The organism is Escherichia albertii (genome assembly GCF_028622335.1).
Classification (GTDB): Bacteria; Pseudomonadota; Gammaproteobacteria; order Enterobacterales; family Enterobacteriaceae; genus Escherichia; species Escherichia albertii.
The window spans coordinates 1,488,327-1,512,021 of record NZ_CP117568.1; the positions used below are offsets into that span (position 1 = coordinate 1,488,327).

Annotated in this window: 22 protein-coding genes, 5 tRNA genes and 1 other RNA gene; 13 read left to right on the forward strand and 15 right to left on the reverse strand. The window is 47.6% G+C overall.

Features of this window, described 5'->3' with window-relative positions:
* Positions 1–117 precede the first annotated feature (117 nt).
* The 4 genes from tnpA to PS053_RS07285 all read right to left on the reverse strand — a co-directional run bounded on the left by tnpA (position 118) and on the right by PS053_RS07285 (position 3,503).
* Positions 118–576: an IS200/IS605-like element IS200C family transposase gene (tnpA, locus tag PS053_RS07270; RefSeq protein WP_000526135.1), complete on the reverse strand. Its 459-nt coding sequence runs from the start codon at positions 574–576 to the stop codon at positions 118–120.
* Between the two features lie 357 nt (positions 577–933).
* Positions 934–3,123, reverse strand: coding sequence for a bifunctional diguanylate cyclase/phosphodiesterase (locus tag PS053_RS07275; RefSeq protein ID WP_256879235.1), 2,190 nt, complete (start codon positions 3,121–3,123; stop codon positions 934–936).
* Between the two features lie 189 nt (positions 3,124–3,312).
* A tRNA-Ala gene (locus PS053_RS07280) sits at positions 3,313–3,388 on the reverse strand.
* Positions 3,389–3,427: 39 nt separating this feature from the next.
* A tRNA-Ala gene (locus PS053_RS07285) sits at positions 3,428–3,503 on the reverse strand.
* 220 nt (positions 3,504–3,723) lie between these two features.
* Here PS053_RS07285 and PS053_RS07290 point away from each other — a divergent pair.
* Both PS053_RS07290 and PS053_RS07295 read left to right on the forward strand, forming a co-directional pair.
* A complete protein-coding gene (locus tag PS053_RS07290) occupies positions 3,724–4,083 on the forward strand; it encodes a YfeC-like transcriptional regulator (protein ID WP_000472030.1) in 360 nt (119 codons plus the stop codon).
* Between the two features lies 1 nt (position 4,084).
* On the forward strand, positions 4,085–4,477 hold the full coding sequence (locus PS053_RS07295; protein WP_000826487.1) for a MerR family transcriptional regulator: 393 nt from the start codon (positions 4,085–4,087) through the stop codon (positions 4,475–4,477).
* A 47-nt stretch (positions 4,478–4,524) separates the two neighbouring features.
* Here the strand turns inward: PS053_RS07295 and gltX are convergent, their stop codons facing one another.
* Positions 4,525–5,940, reverse strand: coding sequence for a glutamate--tRNA ligase (gene gltX, locus PS053_RS07300; protein WP_256879234.1), 1,416 nt, complete (start codon positions 5,938–5,940; stop codon positions 4,525–4,527).
* A gap of 258 nt (positions 5,941–6,198) precedes the next feature.
* Here gltX and PS053_RS07305 point away from each other — a divergent pair.
* From PS053_RS07305 to PS053_RS07320, 4 genes are all read left to right on the forward strand, one after another.
* A tRNA-Val gene (locus PS053_RS07305) sits at positions 6,199–6,274 on the forward strand.
* A 44-nt stretch (positions 6,275–6,318) separates the two neighbouring features.
* Positions 6,319–6,394 (forward strand) — tRNA-Val (locus PS053_RS07310).
* Positions 6,395–6,398: 4 nt separating this feature from the next.
* Positions 6,399–6,474, forward strand: a tRNA-Lys gene (locus tag PS053_RS07315).
* Between the two features lie 24 nt (positions 6,475–6,498).
* Positions 6,499–6,630, forward strand: a non-coding RNA gene (locus PS053_RS07320) — RtT sRNA.
* Positions 6,631–6,681: 51 nt separating this feature from the next.
* Here the strand turns inward: PS053_RS07320 and PS053_RS07325 are convergent.
* The 6 genes from PS053_RS07325 to PS053_RS07350 form a co-directional block, all read right to left on the reverse strand.
* A complete protein-coding gene (locus PS053_RS07325; RefSeq protein ID WP_000446234.1) occupies positions 6,682–7,566 on the reverse strand; it encodes a LysR family transcriptional regulator in 885 nt (294 codons plus the stop codon).
* A gap of 71 nt (positions 7,567–7,637) precedes the next feature.
* Complete coding sequence (locus tag PS053_RS07330; protein ID WP_059228336.1) at positions 7,638–8,894, reverse strand: nucleoside permease; 1,257 nt, start codon at positions 8,892–8,894, stop codon at positions 7,638–7,640.
* Between the two features lie 58 nt (positions 8,895–8,952).
* Positions 8,953–9,786 carry a xanthosine phosphorylase gene (gene xapA, locus PS053_RS07335; protein WP_000194404.1) on the reverse strand — a complete coding sequence of 278 codons (834 nt, stop codon included), beginning with the start codon at positions 9,784–9,786 and terminating at the stop codon, positions 8,953–8,955.
* 247 nt (positions 9,787–10,033) lie between these two features.
* Positions 10,034–10,303, reverse strand: coding sequence for a hypothetical protein (locus PS053_RS07340; protein ID WP_273774849.1), 270 nt, complete (start codon positions 10,301–10,303; stop codon positions 10,034–10,036).
* Positions 10,300–10,962 carry a nucleoside 2-deoxyribosyltransferase gene (locus PS053_RS07345; protein ID WP_273774850.1) on the reverse strand — a complete coding sequence of 221 codons (663 nt, stop codon included), beginning with the start codon at positions 10,960–10,962 and terminating at the stop codon, positions 10,300–10,302. Before PS053_RS07345 ends, PS053_RS07340 begins: the two co-directional genes overlap by 4 nt.
* A gap of 42 nt (positions 10,963–11,004) precedes the next feature.
* Complete coding sequence (locus PS053_RS07350) at positions 11,005–12,258, reverse strand: nucleoside permease (RefSeq protein WP_001049809.1); 1,254 nt, start codon at positions 12,256–12,258, stop codon at positions 11,005–11,007.
* Positions 12,259–12,879: 621 nt separating this feature from the next.
* Here PS053_RS07350 and PS053_RS07355 point away from each other — a divergent pair.
* Positions 12,880–13,878: a bile acid:sodium symporter family protein gene (locus PS053_RS07355; protein WP_059234609.1), complete on the forward strand. Its 999-nt coding sequence runs from the start codon at positions 12,880–12,882 to the stop codon at positions 13,876–13,878.
* Here the strand turns inward: PS053_RS07355 and PS053_RS07360 are convergent.
* From PS053_RS07360 to zipA, 3 genes are all read right to left on the reverse strand, one after another.
* The gene (locus tag PS053_RS07360; protein WP_256879233.1) at positions 13,875–14,093 is read right to left on the reverse strand and encodes a DUF3820 family protein; all 219 of its coding nucleotides are present in this window, start codon (positions 14,091–14,093) and stop codon (positions 13,875–13,877) included. The two genes, PS053_RS07355 and PS053_RS07360, sit on opposite strands and share 4 nt — an antisense overlap.
* Before the next feature lies 1 nt (position 14,094).
* Positions 14,095–16,110 (reverse strand): NAD-dependent DNA ligase LigA, encoded by a 2,016-nt coding sequence (gene ligA / locus PS053_RS07365; protein ID WP_256879232.1) that lies wholly within the window; start codon positions 16,108–16,110, stop codon positions 14,095–14,097.
* Positions 16,111–16,180: 70 nt separating this feature from the next.
* Positions 16,181–17,176 (reverse strand): cell division protein ZipA, encoded by a 996-nt coding sequence (gene zipA / locus PS053_RS07370; protein ID WP_256879231.1) that lies wholly within the window; start codon positions 17,174–17,176, stop codon positions 16,181–16,183.
* Between the two features lie 229 nt (positions 17,177–17,405).
* Here zipA and cysZ point away from each other — a divergent pair, with 229 nt between their 5' ends.
* The 5 genes from cysZ to crr all read left to right on the forward strand — a co-directional run bounded on the left by cysZ (position 17,406) and on the right by crr (position 22,284).
* Positions 17,406–18,167 carry a sulfate transporter CysZ gene (gene cysZ / locus PS053_RS07375; RefSeq protein WP_000255063.1) on the forward strand — a complete coding sequence of 254 codons (762 nt, stop codon included), beginning with the start codon at positions 17,406–17,408 and terminating at the stop codon, positions 18,165–18,167.
* Between the two features lie 184 nt (positions 18,168–18,351).
* On the forward strand, positions 18,352–19,323 hold the full coding sequence (gene cysK, locus PS053_RS07380; RefSeq protein ID WP_000034395.1) for a cysteine synthase A: 972 nt from the start codon (positions 18,352–18,354) through the stop codon (positions 19,321–19,323).
* Between the two features lie 381 nt (positions 19,324–19,704).
* Positions 19,705–19,962, forward strand: coding sequence for a phosphocarrier protein Hpr (gene ptsH, locus PS053_RS07385; RefSeq protein WP_000487600.1), 258 nt, complete (start codon positions 19,705–19,707; stop codon positions 19,960–19,962).
* Positions 19,963–20,006: 44 nt separating this feature from the next.
* The gene (gene ptsI / locus PS053_RS07390) at positions 20,007–21,734 is read left to right on the forward strand and encodes a phosphoenolpyruvate-protein phosphotransferase PtsI (protein WP_000623128.1); all 1,728 of its coding nucleotides are present in this window, start codon (positions 20,007–20,009) and stop codon (positions 21,732–21,734) included.
* Positions 21,735–21,774: 40 nt separating this feature from the next.
* A complete protein-coding gene (gene crr / locus PS053_RS07395; RefSeq protein WP_000522254.1) occupies positions 21,775–22,284 on the forward strand; it encodes a PTS glucose transporter subunit IIA in 510 nt (169 codons plus the stop codon).
* A gap of 42 nt (positions 22,285–22,326) precedes the next feature.
* Here crr and pdxK read toward each other — a convergent pair whose 3' ends face one another.
* Entirely contained in the window at positions 22,327–23,178 is an 852-nt protein-coding gene (gene pdxK, locus PS053_RS07400; protein WP_256879230.1) for a pyridoxine/pyridoxal/pyridoxamine kinase, read from the reverse strand.
* Positions 23,179–23,281: 103 nt separating this feature from the next.
* Here pdxK and PS053_RS07405 point away from each other — a divergent pair, with 103 nt between their 5' ends.
* Positions 23,282–23,656 (forward strand): YfeK family protein, encoded by a 375-nt coding sequence (locus PS053_RS07405; RefSeq protein ID WP_000719930.1) that lies wholly within the window; start codon positions 23,282–23,284, stop codon positions 23,654–23,656.
* Positions 23,657–23,695 lie beyond the last annotated feature (39 nt).

A 23,695-nucleotide genomic window follows, 5' to 3' on the forward strand; every position in this document is an offset into this window, starting at 1 on the left:
AATGCATTAATAAATATCCTCCGGCATAGCCGGAGGTTTTTCAAATGCGCCTGTAAGGCTCTCTTACCAGCCGCGCCCTAACAGGCGCACACGATCTGACATTTGCATCCAACTTCCTTACTTACGGCCCGTAAACGGGCTGCCCGGATAGGGAATCGATAACTGCTCTCCCATTTTATCCTCTTCAAGCTGGTGCTTTATGTAATCCTGTATCTTCGCCGTGTTCTTACCCACCGTATCGACGTAGTACCCTCTGCACCAGAACTCCCTGTTCCTGTATTTGAATTTCAAATCCCCAAACTGCTCGTAAAGCATCAGACTGCTTTTCCCTTTCAGATATCCCATAAAGCCGGATACGCTCATTTTGGGCGGGATCTCCACAAGCATATGGATATGATCTGCACAGCATTCAGCTTCCAGAATCCGTACGCTTTTCCACTCACACAGCTTTCTCAAAATACTGCCTATTGCTCTACGCTTCTCTCTGTAGAACACCTGTCTTCGGTATTTTGGCGCAAAAACTATGTGATATTTACAGTTCCATCGGGTGTGCGCTAAGCTCTTTTCGTTCCCCATTGGGACCCCCTTTTGATTTCTTGTTTGACACTTGCAGTTGCCAGACCGCAAGGTGTTTTAACAAATCAAAAGGGGTTTTAATAACTGGCTCAAAGCTGAAAGCTTTCCAGAACCCCCAGCCTAGCTGGGGGTTTTCTGTGCACAAAAAAGCCGGGGAGATTCCCCGGCTTCAGTTTGTTGACAAAGTGCGCTTTGTTTATGCCGGATGCGGTGTAAACGCCTTATCCAGCCACAAAATAACGCAAATTCAATAGATTGTGTTCCATGTAGGCCTGATAAGCGCAGCGCATCAGGCAATTTTCTGTTTGTCATCAATCTCAAATGCCGGGGGGAATTCCCCCGGCTTTTTTATACCCGCTAGTCCACTAATGGCTGCGGACGACCAACTAAATACCCTTGCAGATACTGTACCCCAAGTTTATGTAATAGCGCCTGCTGCTGTGGCGTCTCAACAAACTCCGCCACTACGCTTAACGACTTCGCTTTCGCCAGATCGGTAATCGACCTCACAATCATCGCATCCAGCGTATTAGTAACGATATCTTTTACAAAGACACCATCAATTTTGATGATATCAGCCCGCAAACGCTTTAAGCGCTCATAATTGGCGTAGCCAGTACCAAAATCATCAATCGCAATACGGAAGCCAAACTTATGCAGTTGTTCAATATTGTACATACTGCTCTCTGCGTTAGAAAACGCCTGCTCCTCGGTGATCTCAAGAATGACAGTCTCCGGGGAGATGTGATAACGCTTAAACAGGCGAATAATCCGCCAGGCGATATTCTTTTGCAGCAGCGTGAGCGGCATTAAATTGACTGAAAAGCGCGGGCCTTTTTTGTGGCAAGGGTGAGTCGCCAGCCACTTCAACAGGGATTCCAGCACCTGCAAATCGAAACGCGCGCTGAGGTTAAACTGAGCAATAAGCGGCAGGAATTTATCCGGCGTCATAATACCGTCCTCGTATTTCAGACGAGCGAGGATCTCATCATAGCCCTGCCCATCTTTGTTACGGATTGGCTGAGCGTAGAGCAGTAAATCCCCCTGATCCAACGCTTTACGGATAGTATTCAGCAGCAATACCTGTTGTGTTGTCTGCCCTGAAACGACTTCTTCCTGGTTATCCAGCGCCAGTACATGATGATGAACGCAGGATTGTTCCGCCAGCCAGCTCAACTGCCCCAACAGAGGCTGCAGCGTTTCCTGATTGCCATCAAAACGCCCCCACGCCGCGCCATAGCCCATATCCAGCCCGGTATTATTCCAGTGGATCTGCCGACTATTGAGAACGTTGACCATATGCTGCAAACGGCCTTCCGTTTCCGGCCCGGTCAATACCAGCAGCAATTCACTCCCCGGCAACTGATACAACTTTTCATTTTCCTGCATCAATGGCAGCAGTGTGCGATAAATAGAGCGAATACAATGAACGCGCATCATTAATCCGTAATGGCGGCTCATAAACTCAAGATTATCAATCCGCAAACAGCAAAAACTCTTTCCAGCTTCTTGCTCCTGCGATTGCTCCAGCGCACGAAAGTTAGGCAATAGCGTTAATGGATCGGTCAGTGCCTGTAAATGCCAACGACGGTTAAGCCACTCGCTACGACAATAAATGCGCATCATATAGAGCAGGCAAACGCTAAAGGAAATCAATACCGCAAGAATAAACGCCAGCGAATATTCTGTTTCCACCCCTTGTAAAAAGTTCTGGTTGTAATTCAGAAGACAAAGCGTCGAAACCGCCCAGGTGAGATTTAAAAACGGATAACGAAGTTTGCCGACACCAAGAGTGAAGATAATAAAGAAAACGGGAACCAGATAACCGGCAATAAAGTCATTTTCATAAGGCGTACACATCAGCAGCAACAGCACGGTAAGTGTTGCCAGCCAGCTTAAGGTAAACGCGCGTTTCTCTTTATTTAGCGAGGGAGCGATATCTCTGCGCCACAATATCTGCGCGAAGTGGGGATTCACAATCATGCGGGTGAGATAGTAAAAGAGCATGTTGTAAATCAATACCGCAGTGAAAAGACTCAGCAAATCCACAACGGTAAAAATGGCATCTGCATCACCGAAAAAGGTCGATATCTTGAGTGGAAAATCAAAGAAACGGCCCACAAGATACATGCTGCATTTGATGCCAATTGGCGTCACTAAACCAAGCCAGAAGAGACGTTTCCAGACATTTCGGGTGATTAATCCATAACGCCAACGCGACCCAAGCTGCCAACGTAATATTGCGCAGGCACACAGCATAACGAACGTCTGGCTCCCAAGCATAACGGCGCTCTGCAATAACGTGAGATTAAAATTCCACAGATTGATGCAAAACATCCCGCATAAAACGGGAACAGCGCCGCGCCAGCCAAATATAAACAATATTGACAGCATTACGCACAGTGGCATCCACGCCAGGAAAATGTAGTTGGAATGGATAACAGCAAGTGGCGAAATAAAACGGGATAGCTGAATAAGTACCACGGTGAGCGTAAACGCCAGTGTGAATATCTTGATATTTTTTATCAGGTTATGCTCCACAAACATGAGTACACTACTCTCACTGATCGGGGTTTTCAGGCACACAAATAATAAGTTTATTCGCGTCGCGAAGCAAACAGAGGCCGGTCTGTTGCTGGTTTTTCATACGATGTGGCTTTTTATCCGGGCACAGGCTGTATTGCAATAGCGGCCCAAAAAGACAAAACCCCCGCTTTGCAGCGAGGGTTTGAAATTTGGTGGAGCTAAGCGGGATCGAACCGCTGACCTCTTGCATGCCATGCAAGCGCTCTCCCAGCTGAGCTATAGCCCCACGAGTTGTTTACGTATCAAATTCATCGAGTGCAGAATTTGGTGGAGCTAAGCGGGATCGAACCGCTGACCTCTTGCATGCCATGCAAGCGCTCTCCCAGCTGAGCTATAGCCCCATCACGTAAAGCTTGTCGAGTTGACGGGCGGCATCATATGAATTCCGTCCTGATGTGTCAACGGCAAATTGCAGCGCACAGTTTCAATCGCTGAAAAATCAGGCAAATGAACATTTTTGGATTACGCCTCGCATTCAGTAGTTATTCATGTCACGGTTTCATGTAAATTGATGCTATAAAATGAACACCTAATAGACCCACAACCATTCAGGGAATTGTTATGTTCAAGGAGAGGATGACGCCAGAAGAACTTGCAAAGCTGACCGGTTATAGCCGCCAGACCATCAATAAATGGGTACGCAAAGAAGGCTGGGCGACATCGCCAAAACCAGGCGTTCAGGGGGGAAAAGCCCGACTGGTTCACATCAATGAACAGGTTCGTGAATATATTCGTAACGCAGAACGCCCGGAAGGTCAGGGAGAGTCCCCTGCCCTGTCTGGCGATGCGCCGCTTGAAGTGCTGCTGGTGACTCTGGCGAAAGAGATGACGCCAGCTGAACAAAAACAGTTCACATCCTTGCTTCTGCGGGAAGGGATTATCGGGTTATTACAACGCTTAGGGATTCGCGACAACAAATAATATGAAAAGATTACGTAATAAAATGACCACCGAAGAACTGGCGGAATGTCTCGGTGTGGCTAAACAAACAGTTAACCGTTGGATCAGAGAAAAAGGCTGGAAGACAGAAAAATTCCCCGGTGTGAAAGGAGGTCGCGCCAGACTTATTCTAATCGACACGCAGGTTTGCGCGTTTATTCAGAACACACCTGCGTTCCATAATACGCCAATGCTTCTTGAAGCCGAAGAACCTCTTGCTGAATACGCGCCAGGTATACGTACACCGGCTTATCGGCAAATTATCAGTGCAATAGATAATATGACTCATGTTGAGCAGGAAAAAGTCGCACAATTTTTATCACGCGAAGGAATTCGTAATTTCCTTTCCCGTCTCGACATTGACGAATCTGTATAAATAAACGGCAGGATATTATCTCCTGCCGTTTATTTTTTATACGTTAATTACTGCTGATTTTCACGTTCAGCAATAAACGCCAGCGCTTTATTGATACGCTCAATGCTGCGTGTTTTGCCAATTGCGTGAACGGTAACATCCAGCGCCGGAGACTGACCCGCGCCAGTCACTGCAACACGCAGCGGCATACCGACTTTACCCATTCCGACTTCCAGCTCATCCGCCGTTGCCTGAATGGCGTGATGGACATTCTCAGCAGTCCAGTCAGAGATTGCAGCCAGTTTGTCACGAACCACTTCCAGCGGCTGACGTGCTACCGGGCGCAGGTGTTTTTTCGCCGCATCAGCGTCAAACTCAGCAAAATCTTCATAGAAATAGCGGCAACTCTGAGCCATTTCTTTCAGGGTCTTACAACGCTCGCCCAGCAATTTCACCAGCTCCGCCAGTTGCGGGCCGTTGCGGGTATCAATTTTTTCCTGCTCGATATGCCACTGTAAATGAGTAGCGACATACTCCGGCGGCAGCGCATTAATGTAGTGATGGTTCAACCACAGCAGTTTGTCGGTGTTGAACGCACTGGCCGATTTGCTGACGGCATTCAGAGTGAAGTATTTGATCATTTCTTCACGAGTGAAGATTTCCTGATCGCCGTGGGACCACCCCAGACGCACCAGATAGTTCAACAGTGCTTCAGGCAGATAACCATCATCGCGATACTGCATTACGCTAACCGCACCATGGCGTTTGGACAGTTTTTTACCGTCATCGCCATTGATCATCGAAACGTGCGCGTAAACCGGTACTGGCGCCTTCAGCGCTTTCAGAATGTTGATCTGACGCGGCGTATTGTTGATATGATCTTCACCGCGAATCACGTGGGTGATTTCCATATCCCAGTCATCAACAACGACACAGAAGTTGTAGGTTGGAGAACCATCTGTACGGCGGATGATCAGATCATCCAGTTCCTGGTTGCTGAACTCGATCGGCCCACGGATCTGATCGTCAAAAACAACGGAACCTTCCTGCGGGTTAGCAAAGCGCACCACGCACGGCTCATCATCAGCGTGATGTTCGTGGCTATGGCGGCAACGACCGTCGTAACGCGGCTTCTCGCCTTTCGCCATTTGCTCTTCACGCAGCGCTTCCAGACGCTCTTTGGAGCAATAGCATTTATAGGCGGTGCCCTCTTCCAGCATCTGATCAATAACCGCGTTATAGCGCTCAAAACGCTTGGTCTGGAAGTACGGGCCTTCATCCCACTCCAGACTCAGCCAGTTCATGCCATCCATAATGGCTTCGATAGCTTCCGGCGTGGAACGCTCAAGATCGGTGTCTTCAATACGCAGCACGAACTCACCGCCGTGATTACGTGCAAAAAGCCAGGAGTAAAGAGCAGTACGCGCGCCGCCAACGTGCAGATAGCCTGTTGGGCTTGGCGCGAAGCGAGTTTTGATTTTCATGAAATGGCCTTACGTTTAGAAAGATGCCGACAACCGGCAAATCCTGGAAAAATTGAGTGGGCGATATTCTATCACTCCCGCCTGATTCCTCAATGCAGTTCGGGTTTCTACCTTACGCATTATTGTTTTCGTTGAAAAATTGCGCAATACGGCCTGTTTCACGCATATCTTGCTTAAATTTACGACGAACAAACAATTTCTATGGAAAATGCGTTGACTCATTTCCAACTCGCCCTATAATGCGGCTCCACACAGCGGGGGTGATTAGCTCAGCTGGGAGAGCACCTCCCTTACAAGGAGGGGGTCGGCGGTTCGATCCCGTCATCACCCACCAACTACTCAATGTAGTTCCCGCAGTGTAACAATAAACCAAGAAGTGGGTGATTAGCTCAGCTGGGAGAGCATCTCCCTTACAAGGAGAGGGTCGGCGGTTCGATCCCGTCATCACCCACCACTTCGGGTCGTTAGCTCAGTTGGTAGAGCAGTTGACTTTTAATCAATTGGTCGCAGGTTCGAATCCTGCACGACCCACCAATGCAAAAAAGCACCCTAAAGGCGCTTTTTTGCTATGCGCAATATCTAAAGATTCGAACCTGCAGCAGGTTCGGGTTGAGCAAAGCGAAACAACGGAGCCGCTTGCGGCGACGGCCCGAAGGGCGAGCGAAGCGAGTCATCCTGCACGCCCACCAATGTAAAAAAGTGCCCTAAAGGCGCTTTTTTGCTATGCCTGATTTACCACGTTTATTCCGTTAACGCCTTAACCAACCTCTCCAGCGCTGGCGTCGCCTGTTGTTGCTCATAAACAATATACAAGTCGGCAGGAATACGTTCCTCCAGTGGGCGAAAGGTCACTCCCGGCCAACTCATCTGGGCATAGCTGTCCGCCATCAGCGTGACCCCCAATCCCATACTGATCATCGCCAGCACAGTTTGCGGCTCTACCGCTTCCCTAACAATCATTGGTGAAAACCCCGCCTGCTGGCAAACGCGCTGTAAGAATGCCCAGTCAGAATGGACCGATGGCAGTGTCACAAAATATTCATTGCGTAACACAGCCAACGGTATCGTTAATCTTGTCGCCAGATGATGGTCTTCCGGTATTGCTACCAAAAATGAGGATTCATGTAATCGTAAACTGGTAAATCCCGCGGTTGGTTCAATCGCCATCCGCCAGATACCCGCATCCAGTTCCCGACGCTCCAGTAACGCCATTTGCATACCGGGCGATTTTTCACGAAATGAAACATGAACATTAGGGCTCTCTTTCAAAAAACGTCGCATTGCCGGGCGCATTCGTCCCCACATGGCTGTTCCCACCACGCCCAACTCAATACGCCCTGCTTCGCCGCGACCTATCTGCTCTACTCGTGCCAGCGCCTGACTGGCATTAGCCAGCAAGCGGCGCGATTCTTCCAGTAGAATTTTACCCGCATGAGTAAGCGCCACACTGCGCGAATGACGAACAAACAGCAGGGTGCCAAGTTGCTGTTCCAGATCTTTAATATGAATGCTTAATGGCGGTTGTGACATATTCAATCGCGCAGCAGCCCGCCCAAAGTGAAGTTCTTCTGCAACCGCCAGAAAATAGCGCAATAACTTGAGATCAATACGATGTGTACTTTCCATAATTATTGCGCTCCATAGTAAGGTAAGACTCCAAATCTAGCACATTGCAATCGGGGTCAACCCCGTTTACATCAGCGAGCTAATGATTTTTGTGCTATTTTTTCAGGTTCATGCTTATAACGGAAAAACAGAGCAAAGATCACCGCCAGGGCTAACGCATACGTGGCAAATACCAGCCAGATAGTATGCCAGTCTTTCACACCATCAATCGTGAAATAGTCAACCGCCATGCCACTGAGAAGAGAGCCAACCCACGCCCCAACGCCATTGACCATCGTCATAAATAAGCCCTGAGCGCTGGCGCGAATACTGGAATCCACTTCCTGCTCGACAAATACTGAACCGGAGATATTAAAGAAGTCGAACGCGCAGCCATAAACAATCATCGACAGCAGCAATAAAACGAAGCCGCCAGGAGATGGATCGCCAAAGGCAAAGAAGCCAAAGCGTAATGTCCACGCCACCATACTCATCAACATGACGGTTTTTATACCAAAACGTTTCAGGAAGAATGGAATGGTAAGAATGAAGCCAACTTCTGCCATTTGCGAAACAGAGAGCAAAATGGAAGGGTATTTCACGACAAAGCTATCAGCAAATTCAGGGTTACGGGCAAAATCATGCAGGAACGGATTCCCAAAGACATTAGTAATTTGCAGTACCGCACCTAATAACATGGCAAATAAAAAGAAGATTGCCATACGCGGGTTTTTAAATAACACAAATGCATCCAGTCCTAATTTACTGGAAAGTGTAGTACTCGGCTTATGTTCTGCCACCGGAATTTTCGGGAGTGTTAGCGCATAGGCTGCTAATACTAAAGATGCGCCAGACGCGATATACAGTTGTATACTGCTCAACTCCAGGTGCAATAAACTCACCAGCCACATAGCAACAATAAACCCTACGGTGCCATACACGCGAATGGGCGGAAAACGGGTTACCGGATCTAATCCGGCCTGCGCCAGGCACGAATAAGATACGCTATTGGATAATGCAATCGTTGGCATAAACGCCATCGCGTTAAGTAACATTACCCAGAACATCATATTCGGTTCAGTAACAGAAGCGGCGTAAAACAGCACTCCTGCACAAATTAAGTGGCACAACATATAGGTACGCTCAGCCCGTAACCATTTATCGGCAATAATGCCCATGATAGCTGGCATTATTATTGCGGCAATACCTTTAGAGCTATATGCCATACCTACATCAGCACCAGTAAAATGTAAGGTATTTATCATGTAAGATCCGAGGGTAACCAACCAACTCCCCCAGATAAAATATTGTAAAAAGGACATGACTTTTAAACGTGTTGCGATATTCATTTTCGTTTTCCTTATCGCAGTGAGTTGGCCTCATCCACGAGGCCATTTTTTATTGTTTTCAGGCAATTTTGCGTAAAAATCCGCAAATCAGATTAATAAAATTTTGTCGGGATAATTCTGCTGCGGCCAATGTTTGTGCATGTGACAATTTCACATCGCTTAAACCTTCCGCCATATTGGTTATGGCTGACACGGCAACGACTTTCATTTCACAATGACGAGCAGTAATCACTTCAGGCACAACAGACATTCCCACGACATCACCGCCAATCATCTGCATCATGCGAATTTCCGCCGCCGTTTCGAAATTCGGCCCCGGATAAGAAACAAAAACGCCTTCAGTCAGAGGAAAACCTTCTTCCTGAGCAACAGCCTGCAACATAACCCGATAATCAGCATCGTAAGCGTTCGCTAATGAGAAAAAACGTTCGCCAAAGCGGTCATCATTAAGACCCGTCATTGGAGTCCCCGGCATCGTGTTGATGTGATCTTTCAACGCAACCAGGCTTCCTGCCCCCACTTCCGGGCGAAGCGAACCCGCAGCATTAGTGCAGAACAACAGTTCACAGCCCAGCAACTTAAATGTGCGAATAGCATCGGTCATAACTGTCATTCCCCGGCCCTCATAGAAATGACCGCGACCTTTCATGCAAGCAACAGGCACGCCAGAAAGTACGCCGAGGACCAACTCTCCTGCGTGGCCGTGTACGGTGCTCACCGGAAACCCCGGCAACTCGGTATAAGAAATGGCCACTGCATCTTCAATCTGTTCAGCCAATGCTCCCAGTCCCGAACCCAGAATAAACGCAACGCGTGGGGTAAAGTCTGGTTTGTGACGACGAATGATATCTGCGCAATACCACGGATTTTGTGAAAAATGAGATTGGGTCATGGCAAGTCCTTGTAATAAGCATTATTCGTTAAATATGAGTCACTTCTTTTTATAGCGAGAAAAATAAGTGAGTTACCAATACATTTGTCAGAGATATTCAATATAATTTTTAAATCGATCATAGCGCCATTTGTAGGAATATATAAACCTGGCGACTCGATAGTATCGATTTTATTTTAAACATTAATAAAAAAACAAAGACTGATTATCAGGCAATCGCTTACCTGATAATCAAACAAAATAAAAACTACAGTTTCGTATTTCCAATCAATACTTCAAGTTCTGCAAATGAATGGGCTACCGTTGATGACCAGGTAATCATTAAATTCAAATAATCCGTTGCCAGCACAGACTGATATTTTTGTTGTTTACTACAATAAATAATAGATTGCTGGCCTAATGCATAAGCAATGCCATTCATAATACCGGTATCAACATTTGGCTCAAAGGTATCTGAATAAAAAATAGCTTGCCTTGACTTTCTTAAATTATCGATATCAGTCGCAATATCATTCATGTTGTCGCCAACGATGAAAGTCTTACCTGACTGCTGATCGCATCTTTGATCTTCTCCAGTAAACCCCGGGAGGGTTCGGTATACATAAAGTTAGGATCAAGGTAATAATCATATTCAATCGGCAATGACGCAACCGGTTCGGCAGGAGTAATCGCCGTACCGAAGTCGGCGATTAAATTTTGTTGAAATATTTGCAACGCACGTTTGATGATATCGTTCGTTTGCTCACGATAGTTGCTAATACTGACATCAGAATCTGACACCGAAACAACGTTTGCAACGTAATTTGTCAACTTACTTATCGGATAAAACTCTGTAGAATTACCCGCCGCCCATAAGAGAAAATCTGTTGTAATCAGATGCACCGGCATCCCTAAAGCCCAGGCATAACCCACCTCCCATGCACAACCGGAATCATAGGTTCCACCATCAAAATACCCGATAACCCCAACACTGTTGTCCATATTCGCGACATCATTAACAAAAATATCTTCTTCACTGGAGGCACCGGCATCATCACGATAGGGAAGAAAAGTATGAATCAAAGGCGGCAACAGACCATCGTCAATCCATTGATCGATAATATCATTTAAGTTTAGAGCATCTAATCGCCAGGGCGCGCAATAAACCCGACATTGGTTATATAATTGATTTGCCATAACATCCTCTTTTGCGAATCATTAATTTTGATAAAGACCATATCAGGCGTAATGACTGGAAGTTGCCGGAGCGCCATTATGTTTGTATTTAAATAGCACCATAAATGCAATGGCAAGAACCAGCGAATATCCGGCAAACACCAGCCAAATGGTTGACCAGTGTGGATTACCATCCGTCGTTAAATAATCGACAACTTTGCCACTAATAAAACCGCCAAGAATGCAACCAAAACCATTGGCCATCATCAGGAATACACCCTGTGCGCTATTGCGAATCGATGGGTCCACCTCTTGTTCGACAAATACCGAACCTGAAATATTGAAAAAATCAAAAGCACAGCCATAGACAACCATGGAGAGTATTAACAGAATTGTGCCGCCGAATGAGGGATCACCATAAGCAAATAATCCGAAGCGCAGCATCCAGGCAACCATACTCATCAGCATGACATTTTTAATTCCATACTTTTTCAGGAAAAAGGGGATGGCCAGAATGAAGCACACTTCAGAGATCTGGGAGATAGATAAAAGAATCGAAGCGTGGGTGACGACAAAACTGTTTGCGAACTCTGGAACACTCTCGAAGCTGTGTAGAAAAGTATTACCAAACATACCGGTAATCTGTAACTCTGCCCCAAGCAGCATGGCAAAAATAAAGAAAATCGCCATTTTGCTGTTCTTAAACAGTGTAAATGCACGCAGTCCGAGAACATCTATCATTCCTTGCGCCTGGTTAGATTTCGCCACTGGTACAGTTGGTAATGTCAACGTAAACAGGCTTAAACCTAATGAAGCCGCCGCTCCAATATACAATTGCATATGACTTAATTCAAAACCCGCCAGGCTCACAGCCCACATAGCAACAATAAACCCGATCGTTCCCCAGATGCGTATTGGTGGAAACTCAGTCACAATATCCATTCCTGCATTTTGTATACGGTAATAGGAAATCGTATTACTCAAGCCAAGCGTTGGCATATAAACGAGAGAGTTAAGTAAAATGACAATGAACATTGCTGAAGGTGTCGTAACCGATGCTGCGATAAATAATGTTACCGCACCAAAGAAATGGCAGGCGGCATATATCCATTTAGCACTTATCCATTTATCTGCCACAATACCGAATAATGTTGATGTTATTAATGCGGCAATACCCAGTGTACTGTAAACCGCGCCAATATCTTCCCCTTTGAAGCGTAGCGTAATAAACATATAAGAACCAAATGTATTCAGCCAACTTCCCCACAAAAAGAATTGCAGAAATGAAAGAACTTTTAACTGTAGTTTTAGATTCACCCTCTTCCCCTTCGATTTTGAGCCTCCCCTTTAAATATCCAGAAATTCATCAAAACTACCAATATTTTTTATCGTGACGATCCATTTCGATTTGATATCAATCCTGAACATATTCAAGATAATACTCTGTCATTACATGGACATAATGTATTGATTACAGTTATCACAATCAATTAGCCTTTTATCATAAACAATCATGACGCAAATGTTTATCCTTATTTAATTCATTAAATTATTAATTACATACAAGTGATGTGATGAAAAAACAATTCTGACGTTAAATATAACTCTGGCTTTTATGGTTTTACGGAGAGTATTTTAAGCTGAACTCAGAAGTGGGGTTAATGATATTATCTGGCATCTCTCCAGGCTAAAGATAAAACTTAAAAATATTATGGATATTAGCAAACAGTCACACTACGTTATATTTTCATCAGTGACACATTTCATGCATCCACCGTCATTTTCAGTTTACAGGTAAAATTTTTTCCCTAATCTGCCAATAGCGCATAAGTTAATTTCACATAACATCTCATTACCGCGCACAAATTGTTAAGCAATTCAGTTTTATTTATCGTCCAGAACAACGCACAATGAAAGCATCGATCATCTGGAGTCTTTATGAAACTTTTCCGTATCCTCGATCCTTTCACGTTAACTCTGATTACGGTAGTGCTGCTGGCCTCCTTCTTCCCGGCAAGAGGCGGCTTTGTCCCCTTCTTTGAAAATCTGACCACCGCGGCTATTGCGCTACTGTTTTTTATGCACGGCGCTAAGCTATCGCGTGAAGCCATTATCGCGGGCGGGAGTCACTGGCGGCTACATTTGTGGGTAATGTGCAGCACTTTCGTGCTGTTTCCAGTTCTGGGCGTACTGTTTGCCTGGTGGAAGCCAGTAAATGTCGATCCGATGCTTTATTCCGGTTTTCTCTATCTGTGTATTCTCCCCGCTACGGTTCAGTCTGCAATCGCTTTTACCTCTATGGCGGGCGGTAACGTCGCAGCGGCAGTTTGTTCTGCGTCGGCATCCAGTCTGTTGGGGATTTTTCTCTCGCCATTACTGGTCGGCCTGGTGATGAATATTCACGGTGCAGAGGGCAGTCTCGAGCAAGTCGGTAAGATTATGCTGCAACTGTTGCTACCGTTTGTGTTGGGGCATCTTTCCCGCCCGTGGATTGGTAACTGGGTGGCACGCAATAAAAAGTGGATTGCAAAAACCGATCAGACGTCCATTCTGTTGGTGGTTTATACGGCATTCAGCGAAGCTGTCGTTAATGGCATCTGGCACAAAGTCGGCTGGGGATCGCTGCTGTTTATTGTGGTAGTCAGCTGCATACTTCTGGCTATCGTGATTGTAGTTAACGTCTTTATGGCTCGCCGGCTGGGTTTCAATAAAGCGGATGAAATTACTATCGTCTTTTGTGGTTCGAAAAAGAGTCTGGCGAATGGCATCCCGATGGCAAACATTCTGTTCCCAACGTCAGTGATCGGCATGATGGTGCTGCCATTGATGATTTTCCATCAGATCCAACTGATGGTCTGCGCGGTGCTGGCGCGTCGTTATAAGCGCCAGACCGAGCAGTTACAGGCACAACAGGAAAGCAGCGCAGGTAAGGCTTAAAGCTGGCGTTTCAGGGGCTGAACCAGTTGCGTCAGCCCCTCGGTTTTAATCAGCAGCGTGATTTGCATTAGCTCCCCCAGTTTACCCGCCGGAAACTCATCCTTACGGGCAAACCACAGCAGATACTCTTCCGGCAAGTCGATTAAGCGACGCCCCTTATACTTGCCAAACGGCATAACCGTATTGGCAATCTCAATCAGCTGCCCTTTTTCCATTTCAGCTACCCAGCAAACGCAGCATTTCAGTTTCGTCGATCACTTCAATGCCCAATTCCTGCGCCTTCGCCAGTTTTGAACCCGCTGCCTCACCGGCAATCACCAGATCGGTTTTCTTCGACACGCTTCCCGCAACTTTTGCTCCCAGTTCAATCAATCTGGCTTTGGCATCATCACGCGACATCTGACTTAAGCTACCGGTAAGCACCACGGTTTTACCGGCAAACGGGCTGTCGATCTCTTCAGCATTAATCACCACTGGCGCAGGCCAGTGAACGCCTTCCGCTAAAAGCTCGCTGATGACATTGCGATTACTTTCTTCGGCAAAAAAGTTATGAACGTGTGATGCCACCACAATTCCGACATCCGGCACTTTTTGTAGCTCTTCAATCGACGCCGCTTCCAGGGCCTCCAGCGTACCGAAATAAGCCGTCAGCCCCGTCGCGGTGGCCTCGCCCACTTCGCGGATGCCAAGTGCATAGAGGAAGCGGGCAAAGGTGGTTTCCTTCGCTTTTTCCAGCGCATTAACCACGTTTTGCGCCGATTTTGGCCCCATACGCTCCAGTCCGGTCAGTTTGCCTGCGGTGAGTTTGAACAGATCCGCCGGAGTGTGGACATATTCTTTTTCAACCAGCTGATCGATGATTTTGTCGCCCATTCCGTCAACGTCCATCGCGCGGCGGGAAACAAAGTGCTTCAGCGACTCTTTACGCTGAGCACCGCAAATCAGGCCACCGGTACAGCGGGCAACTGCTTCACCTTCCACACGCTCGACATCAGAACCACATACCGGACAATGCGTCGGGAATACCACCTCACGGGTATCTTCCGGGCGTTCAGAAAGCACGACGTTCACCACCTGCGGGATCACGTCACCTGCACGGCGAATCACCACTTTATCGCCAATACGTAAACCAAGGCGTTCAATTTCATCGGCGTTATGTAGTGTGGCGTTGCTCACCAGCACGCCTGCAACATGGACGGGTTCCAGACGCGCAACAGGCGTAATGGCGCCAGTACGCCCCACCTGAAACTCAACGTCACGCACATAGGTCATCTGTTCCTGCGCCGGAAATTTAAATGCCACCGCCCAACGAGGCGCGCGTGCGACAAAGCCGAGTTCTTCCTGCTGTGCCAGCGAGTTGACCTTAATTACCACGCCATCAATATCAAACCCCAGCGTTGGACGGTCTTCCTCCACTTTGCGGTAAAACGCCAACACCTCTTCCGCCGATTCACATAATGTAACGCGATCGCTGACGGGCAATCCCCATTCTTTAAATTGCATTAAACGCCCAAGATGGGTATCCGGCAATTCACCGCCTTCCAGCACGCCAACGCCATAACAGAAGAAAGTAAGTGGTCGTTTCGCCGTGATACGCGGATCAAGCTGACGCAGTGAGCCTGCCGCCGCATTACGTGGGTTAGCAAATACTTTTCCGCCCGTGCGTCGCGCATCTTCGTTGATCTTTTCAAAACCTGCCTGCGGCAGGAACACTTCACCACGCACTTCCAGACGCGCCGGGATATTCTCACCGCGTAGTTTCAACGGGATGGCGCGAATAGTACGCACGTTAGACGTAATGTCTTCCCCGGTGGTGCCATCGCCACGGGTCGCCGCGCTAACCAGAACACCGTTCTCATACAGAATGCTGACCGCAAGGCCATCAAGCTTCAACTCACAGCACCAGGTGACTTTTTCATTACTTTTAAGTCTGTCCTGTACACGTTTGTTGAAAGCAAGAAAACTCTCTTCATCAAAAACGTTATCCAACGACAGCATCGGCACTTCATGGCGAATCTGGCTGAACGCCGCCAACGGTGCGGCACCTACACGTTGAGTCGGTGAGTCTGGCGTAATCAGCTCTGGATGTTTGGCTTCCAGTTCACGCAGTTCTCGCATCAGCCTGTCGTATTCAGCATCAGGAATTTCCGGCGCATCCATCACATGATAAAGATATTCATGATGACGAAGCGTCGTTCGCAGTTCTGTCAGTTTTTGTTCGATTGATTCCATATCGCACCATCAATGCTAAAAACCCCCGACAAGCGGGGGTTCAGAAAGGAGTTTATCTGCCTAAAGTGTATCAGGCGTTGGCGTCTTTTACTTCACGGATGATGTCCTGATACTCGCGCAATTTCTGCGGGGTCATCATACGACGCTGATCGTCAAGCACTACGCCGCCCACTTCATCGGCAATATGCTGCGCAGATTGCAGCATCAACTTGAAGTTTTGTAATTCATCGCCGTAAGACGGTACCTGCATGAATATAGTGACGCCCGGCGTAGTGAAATCCTTCATTTCAGGATCGAAAGTCCCCGGCTTCACCATATTCGCCAGACTGAATAACGCCGGGCCGCTGCCATCCGGGCTAAGATGACGATGGTAAATATTCATATCGCCAAAGATAAAGCCCGCTTGTTGAATGCTGTTGAGCAGAACTTCGCCATTCAACTCGCTACCGTGATGCGCTGCGACGTTCATAATGATCACCGCTTCTTTACGCTTCGGCTTATCCATAACCGGAGCGGGTTCAGCGACTGGTTCAGGCTGCGGCGCCGCTACAGGTTCTGCGGTCTGGAAAACTTGTTGCGCAGGTTGCGGCGCGGGCTGCATTGGTTGCGCGACCTGAGGCGCTGCAGGCTGTTGAACCGGTTGTTCAGGCTGCGGCGGATAAACCGACTGCGGCACTGGCTGCGGTTGTTGAACTGGCTGCACTGGACGCTGAGCGTACTGCGGCGGTACCTGCGCTTCAGGCGGCTGCTGGACCGGTTGACGCGGTTGCGCAGACGCATAAGGCGGTTGGTACTGGTGTTGCGGCGACGGACGAGCAGTCTCATGCTCCTGGGCATTTGCCGGGGCATGATTTACGCGGTGAACACGAACCTCACCAACGCCCTCATCTTCTTCGACATCCTCATCATAAGAATCGTCGTCACGTTTTGACTTCATTCGTTTTAATGGGCGATCGCGGAACATAGAAGACCGTTCTTTACGGCTGGTCCAGAAACCATGTACCAGTAAAGCGATTATGGCGATCGCGCCAACAATGATTAATATCAGACGCAAATCCTGCATCATTATATTCTCTGTTGTTCTAACACCTTGCCACCACGGCAAACATTTACTCCCTAAGAGTATTTGCCGATTACCTCAAGTGCAAGTGCACTCTTAACTTTCACAGCACAAAGATAGATGAAATTGTGCTTTTTGCTGTTTTTTCGAACATATCCTAACTGTCCATTACGTAATTACCCGGTAAAATACGCCGAATTTTCCTGGGATTGGTCAAAAGGAGCTCATCCTGATTATGGTTTCATCATACACACCTGCCCCGCGCAGCGGTTTTTACTATTTCGCGCAAGGCTGGAAACTCGTTTCACAACCTGGGATTCGGCGTTTTGTCATTTTACCCTTGCTCGTTAATATTTTGTTGATGGGAGGCGCATTCTGGTGGCTCTTTACCCAACTGGATGTCTGGATCCCTTCACTGATGAGTCACGTACCAGGCTGGTTGCAATGGTTAAGTTACTTGCTATGGCCAGTAGCAGTCATCTCTGTATTATTGGTTTTTGGTTACTTCTTCTCAACAATCGCCAACTGGATTGCCGCTCCGTTTAACGGTTTGTTAGCAGAGCAGTTAGAAGCCCGACTGACTGGCGCTACGCCACCGGACACCGGTATTTTTGGTATTATGAAAGATGTGCCGCGGATTATGAAACGCGAATGGCAAAAATTTGCCTGGTATCTACCACGCGCTATCATATTACTGCTCCTCTATGTTATTCCCGGCATTGGTCAAACTGTCGCGCCAGTGTTATGGTTCCTGTTCAGCGCCTGGATGCTCGCTATCCAGTACTGCGACTATCCATTCGATAACCATAAAGTACCGTTTAAAGAGATGCGCACAGCCCTGCGCACGCGCAAAATCACCAATATGCAGTTTGGTGCATTAACCAGCCTGTTCACGATGATTCCGGTACTTAATCTGTTCATCATGCCGGTGGCCGTCTGCGGCGCGACGGCGATGTGGGTCGATTGCTATCGTGCAAAACATGCCTTATGGCGGTAACAGCTTTTCGGTTATTTTGTAAACCATTTGTGTGAAACAGGGGTGGCTTATGTCGCCCCTTATTCCATCTTGCGAGCCATTATTTCCCTTCTGCATATAGATATGCTAAATCCTTACTTCCGCATATTCTCTGAGCGGGTATGCTTCCCGTTGTATCCCAATTTCATACAGTTAAGGACAGGCCATGAGTAAGATTTTTGAAGATAACTCGCTGACTATCGGTCACACACCGCTGGTTCGCCTGAATCGCATCGGTAACGGACGCATTCTGGCAAAGGTGGAATCTCGTAACCCCAGCTTCAGCGTTAAATGCCGCATCGGTGCCAATATGATTTGGGATGCCGAAAAACGCGGCGTGCTGAAACCCGGCGTTGAACTGGTTGAGCCAACCAGCGGCAATACGGGTATCGCACTGGCTTATGTGGCCGCCGCTCGCGGTTACAAGCTTACCCTGACCATGCCGGAAACCATGAGTATCGAACGCCGCAAGCTGCTGAAAGCTCTGGGGGCAAATTTAGTGCTGACTGAAGGTGCCAAAGGTATGAAAGGCGCCATTCAAAAAGCAGAAGAAATCGTCGCCAGCAACCCAGAAAAATACCTGCTGCTGCAACAATTCAGCAACCCGGCGAACCCAGAAATTCATGAAAAAACCACCGGCCCGGAGATTTGGGAAGATACCGACGGACAAGTTGATGTATTTATTGCTGGTGTAGGCACTGGCGGTACACTGACTGGTGTTAGCCGCTACATTAAAGGCACTAAAGGTAAAAAAGATCTCATTTCTGTGGCTGTTGAACCAAGCGACTCTCCGGTTATCGCTCAGGCGCTGGCTGGCGAAGAAATTAAACCTGGTCCGCATAAAATTCAGGGTATTGGCGCAGGCTTCATTCCAGCGAACCTTGACCTCAAACTGGTCGATAAAGTTATCGGCATCACTAATGAAGAAGCGATTTCTACTGCTCGCCGCCTGATGGAAGAAGAAGGCATTCTGGCCGGCATCTCTTCTGGCGCTGCTGTTGCCGCTGCGTTGAAACTACAAGAAGATGAAAGCTTTACCAACAAGAATATTGTGGTTATTCTACCGTCATCGGGTGAGCGTTATTTAAGCACTGCATTGTTTGCCGATCTCTTTACAGAGAAAGAGCTGCAACAGTAATGCCAGCTTGTTAAGAATGCGTAAAAAAGCACCTTTTTGGGTGCTTTTTTGTGGCCTGCTTCAAACTTTCACCTCTCCTGGCATTGATTCAGCCTGTCGGAACTGGTATTTAACCAGACTAATTATTTTGATGCGCGAAATTAATCGTTACAGGAAAAGCCTTAGCTGAATCGATTTTATGATTTGGTTCAACGCTTCCTTTAGCGGCATAATGTTTAATGATGAACGAAACATCAGCGGCCAACCCGCCAACAATGGACTGTATTGAGCACATCGTGCGTCGCGTCTGTTAAAAACTGGCGCTAACTATACAGGCTAAAGTCAAACCGCCAGGCTAGACTTTAGTTCCACAACACTAAACCTATAAGTTGGGGAAATACAATGTTCCAGCAAGAAGTTACCATTACCGCTCCGAACGGTCTGCACACCCGCCCTGCTGCCCAGTTTGTAAAAGAAGCTAAGGGCTTCACTTCTGAAATTACTGTGACTTCCAACGGCAAAAGCGCAAGCGCGAAAAGCCTGTTTAAACTGCAGACTCTGGGCCTGACTCAAGGTACCGTTGTGACTATCTCCGCAGAAGGCGAAGACGAGCAAAAAGCGGTAGAACATCTGGTTAAACTGATGGCTGAACTCGAGTAATTTCCCGGGTTCTTTTAAAAATCAGTCACAAGTAAGGTAGGGTTATGATTTCAGGCATTTTAGCATCCCCGGGTATCGCTTTCGGTAAAGCTCTGCTTCTGAAAGAAGACGAAATCGTCATTGACCGGAAAAAAATTTCTGCCGACCAGGTTGATCAGGAAGTTGAACGTTTTCTGAGCGGTCGTGCCAAGGCATCAGCCCAGCTGGAAACGATCAAAACGAAAGCTGGTGAAACGTTCGGTGAAGAAAAAGAAGCCATCTTCGAAGGGCATATTATGCTGCTCGAAGATGAGGAGCTGGAGCAGGAAATCATAGCCCTGATTAAAGATAAGCACATGACGGCTGACGCAGCTGCTCATGAAGTTATCGAAGGTCAGGCGTCTGCCCTGGAAGAACTGGATGATGAATACCTGAAAGAACGTGCGGCTGACGTACGTGATATCGGCAAGCGCTTACTGCGCAACATCCTGGGCCTGAAGATTATTGACCTGAGCGCCATTCAGGATGAAGTTATTCTGGTTGCCGCTGACCTGACACCATCCGAAACCGCACAGCTGAACCTGAAGAAAGTGCTGGGCTTCATTACCGACGCGGGTGGCCGTACTTCCCACACCTCTATCATGGCGCGTTCTCTGGAACTGCCAGCCATCGTGGGCACCGGTAGCGTCACCTCGCAGGTGAAAAACGACGACTATCTGATTCTGGATGCCGTAAATAATCAGGTTTACGTCAATCCAACCAACGACGTTATTGATAAACTGCGCGCCGTTCAGGAGCAGGTTGCTTCTGAAAAAGCAGAGCTTGCTAAGCTGAAAGATCTGCCAGCTATTACGCTGGACGGTCACCAGGTAGAAGTGTGCGCTAACATCGGTACTGTTCGTGACGTTGAAGGCGCTGAACGTAACGGCGCAGAAGGCGTTGGTCTGTATCGTACAGAATTCCTGTTCATGGATCGCGACGCGCTGCCGACTGAAGAAGAACAGTTTGCTGCCTATAAAGCAGTGGCTGAAGCATGTGGCTCGCAGGCGGTTATTGTTCGTACCATGGATATTGGCGGCGACAAAGAGCTGCCATACATGAACTTCCCGAAAGAAGAGAACCCGTTCCTCGGATGGCGTGCTATCCGTATTGCAATGGATCGTAAAGAGATCCTTCGCGATCAGCTTCGCGCTATCCTGCGTGCCTCTGCTTTCGGCAAATTGCGCATCATGTTCCCGATGATCATCTCTGTTGAAGAAGTACGTGCACTGCGTAAAGAGATCGAAATCTACAAACAGGAACTGCGCGACGAAGGTAAAGCGTTTGACGAATCAATTGAAATTGGCGTGATGGTGGAAACACCGGCTGCCGCGACAATTGCGCGCCATTTAGCCAAAGAAGTTGATTTCTTTAGTATCGGCACCAATGATTTAACGCAGTACACTCTGGCAGTTGACCGTGGTAATGATATGATTTCACACCTTTACCAGCCAATGTCACCGTCCGTGCTGAACTTGATCAAGCAAGTTATTGATGCTTCTCATGCTGAAGGCAAATGGACTGGCATGTGTGGTGAGCTTGCTGGCGATGAACGTGCTACACTTCTGTTGCTGGGGATGGGTCTGGACGAATTCTCTATGAGCGCCATTTCTATCCCGCGCATTAAGAAGATTATCCGTAACACGAACTTCGAAGATGCGAAGGTGTTAGCAGAGCAGGCTCTTGCTCAACCGACAACGGACGAGTTAATGACGCTGGTTAACAAGTTCATTGAAGAAAAAACAATCTGCTAATCCACGAGATGCGGCCCAATTTACTGCTTAGGAGAAGATCATGGGTTTGTTCGATAAACTGAAATCTCTGGTTTCCGATGACAAAAAGGATACCGGAACTATTGAGATCGTTGCTCCGCTCTCTGGCGAGATCGTCAATATCGAAGACGTGCCGGATGTCGTTTTTGCGGAAAAAATCGTTGGTGATGGTATTGCTATCAAACCAACTGGCAACAAAATGGTCGCTCCAGTTGACGGCACCATTGGTAAAATCTTTGAAACCAACCACGCATTCTCTATCGAATCTGATAGCGGCGTTGAGCTGTTCGTCCACTTCGGTATCGACACCGTTGAACTGAAAGGCGAAGGCTTCAAGCGTATTGCTGAAGAAGGTCAGCGCGTGAAAGTTGGCGACACCGTGATTGAATTCGATCTGCCGCTGCTGGAAGAGAAAGCCAAGTCTACGCTGACTCCGGTTGTTATCTCCAACATGGACGAAATCAAAGAACTGATCAAACTGTCCGGTAGCGTAACTGTGGGTGAAACTCCGGTTATCCGCATCAAGAAGTAATTCTTGCCGCAGTGAAAAATGGCGCCGTTAGGCGCCATTTTTTTATGCTTCCGCCAGCGGCGGCAGAATCAACTCATCGCTCTCATGCCGCTGGGTATAGCACATCACCTCCAGTACACGCAAACCTGCGCTGTGTACCGCATCAGTTAATTCCTGCCCTTTCAGCAAGCCGCTGATGAGCTGCGCGCAAAACAGGTCGCCTGTGCCTTTAAGGTCTGTTTTCACCCGCGAATGGGAAATAACATTTACACTCTCGGCACTGACCACTACTACCTGCATCTCCTGGTTTTCTTCATTGCCGGAGGCGCTGGTAATTACCACCCATTTTAATGTCTCTGAAAGCAGACTTTTTGCTGCGGCAATGGCGTTGTCAAGATCGCGGCAATTCTTACCAGTCAGGATTTCCAGTTCAAAGATATTTGGCGTGATGCCCTGCGCCAGCGGCAGTAAATATTGCCGATATGCCTCGGGAAGATCTGCTTTGACATAAATACCGCTATCAATATCGCCAATCACCGGATCAACCATAATCAGCAAATCAGGATTCTCTTCACATAAAGCGGTCAGCCACTCGGCAAGGATTTTAATTTGCGATGCCGTTCCCATATAGCCCGTGGTTACAGCACGAAGTTGGCGCAGCGCATCGCGCTCCTGAAGCGCACGCAAATAGCCACTAAACCATTCGTCTGGAATCGCACCACCGTAGAACGAGTCATAATGCGGCGTATTACTCAGCAACACGGTAGGTACGGCAAAGACATTCAGGCCGTTTTGTTTAATCGCTGGCACGGCAATACTGTTGCCCACGCTGCCGTACACCACCTGCGACTGCACAGCGACGATATCCGCCTGCAGCGCCCTGCTCTTATCGTTAAACAACAACAAACTACTCATTTAATTTTTTCTCCTTGCCGATGAGCCTCATCGCATTTCAAGCGAAACTTTACCTGATTTTGGCAGTCAAATCGGCTAACACAAACAAGGATAAGGTAATTCAGTGAAGAAAATCATTTGTCTGATCATCACACTACTGCTAACACTCCCCGCTTACGCGAAGTTAACTGCCCATGAAGAAGCCCGCATTGACGCCATGCTGGAGGGATTAGCACAGAAAAAGGATTTGATATTTGTGCGCAACGGCGATGAACATACCTGCGATGAAGCGGTTTCTCATCTGCGCCTGAAGCTAGGCAATACCCGTAATCGTATTGATACTGCTGAGCAATTTATCGATAAGGTTGCCTCGTCATCATCGATTACCGGGAAACCCTATATTGTGAAGATACCCGGTAAGAGCGATGAAAACGCGCAACCTTTTCTTCATGCTCTAATTGCGCAAACGGATAAAACGCTAGAACTAAAAAACAAATAGTGAAAAAGAATGGGGCAGTATCTCTTCTGCCCTATTATA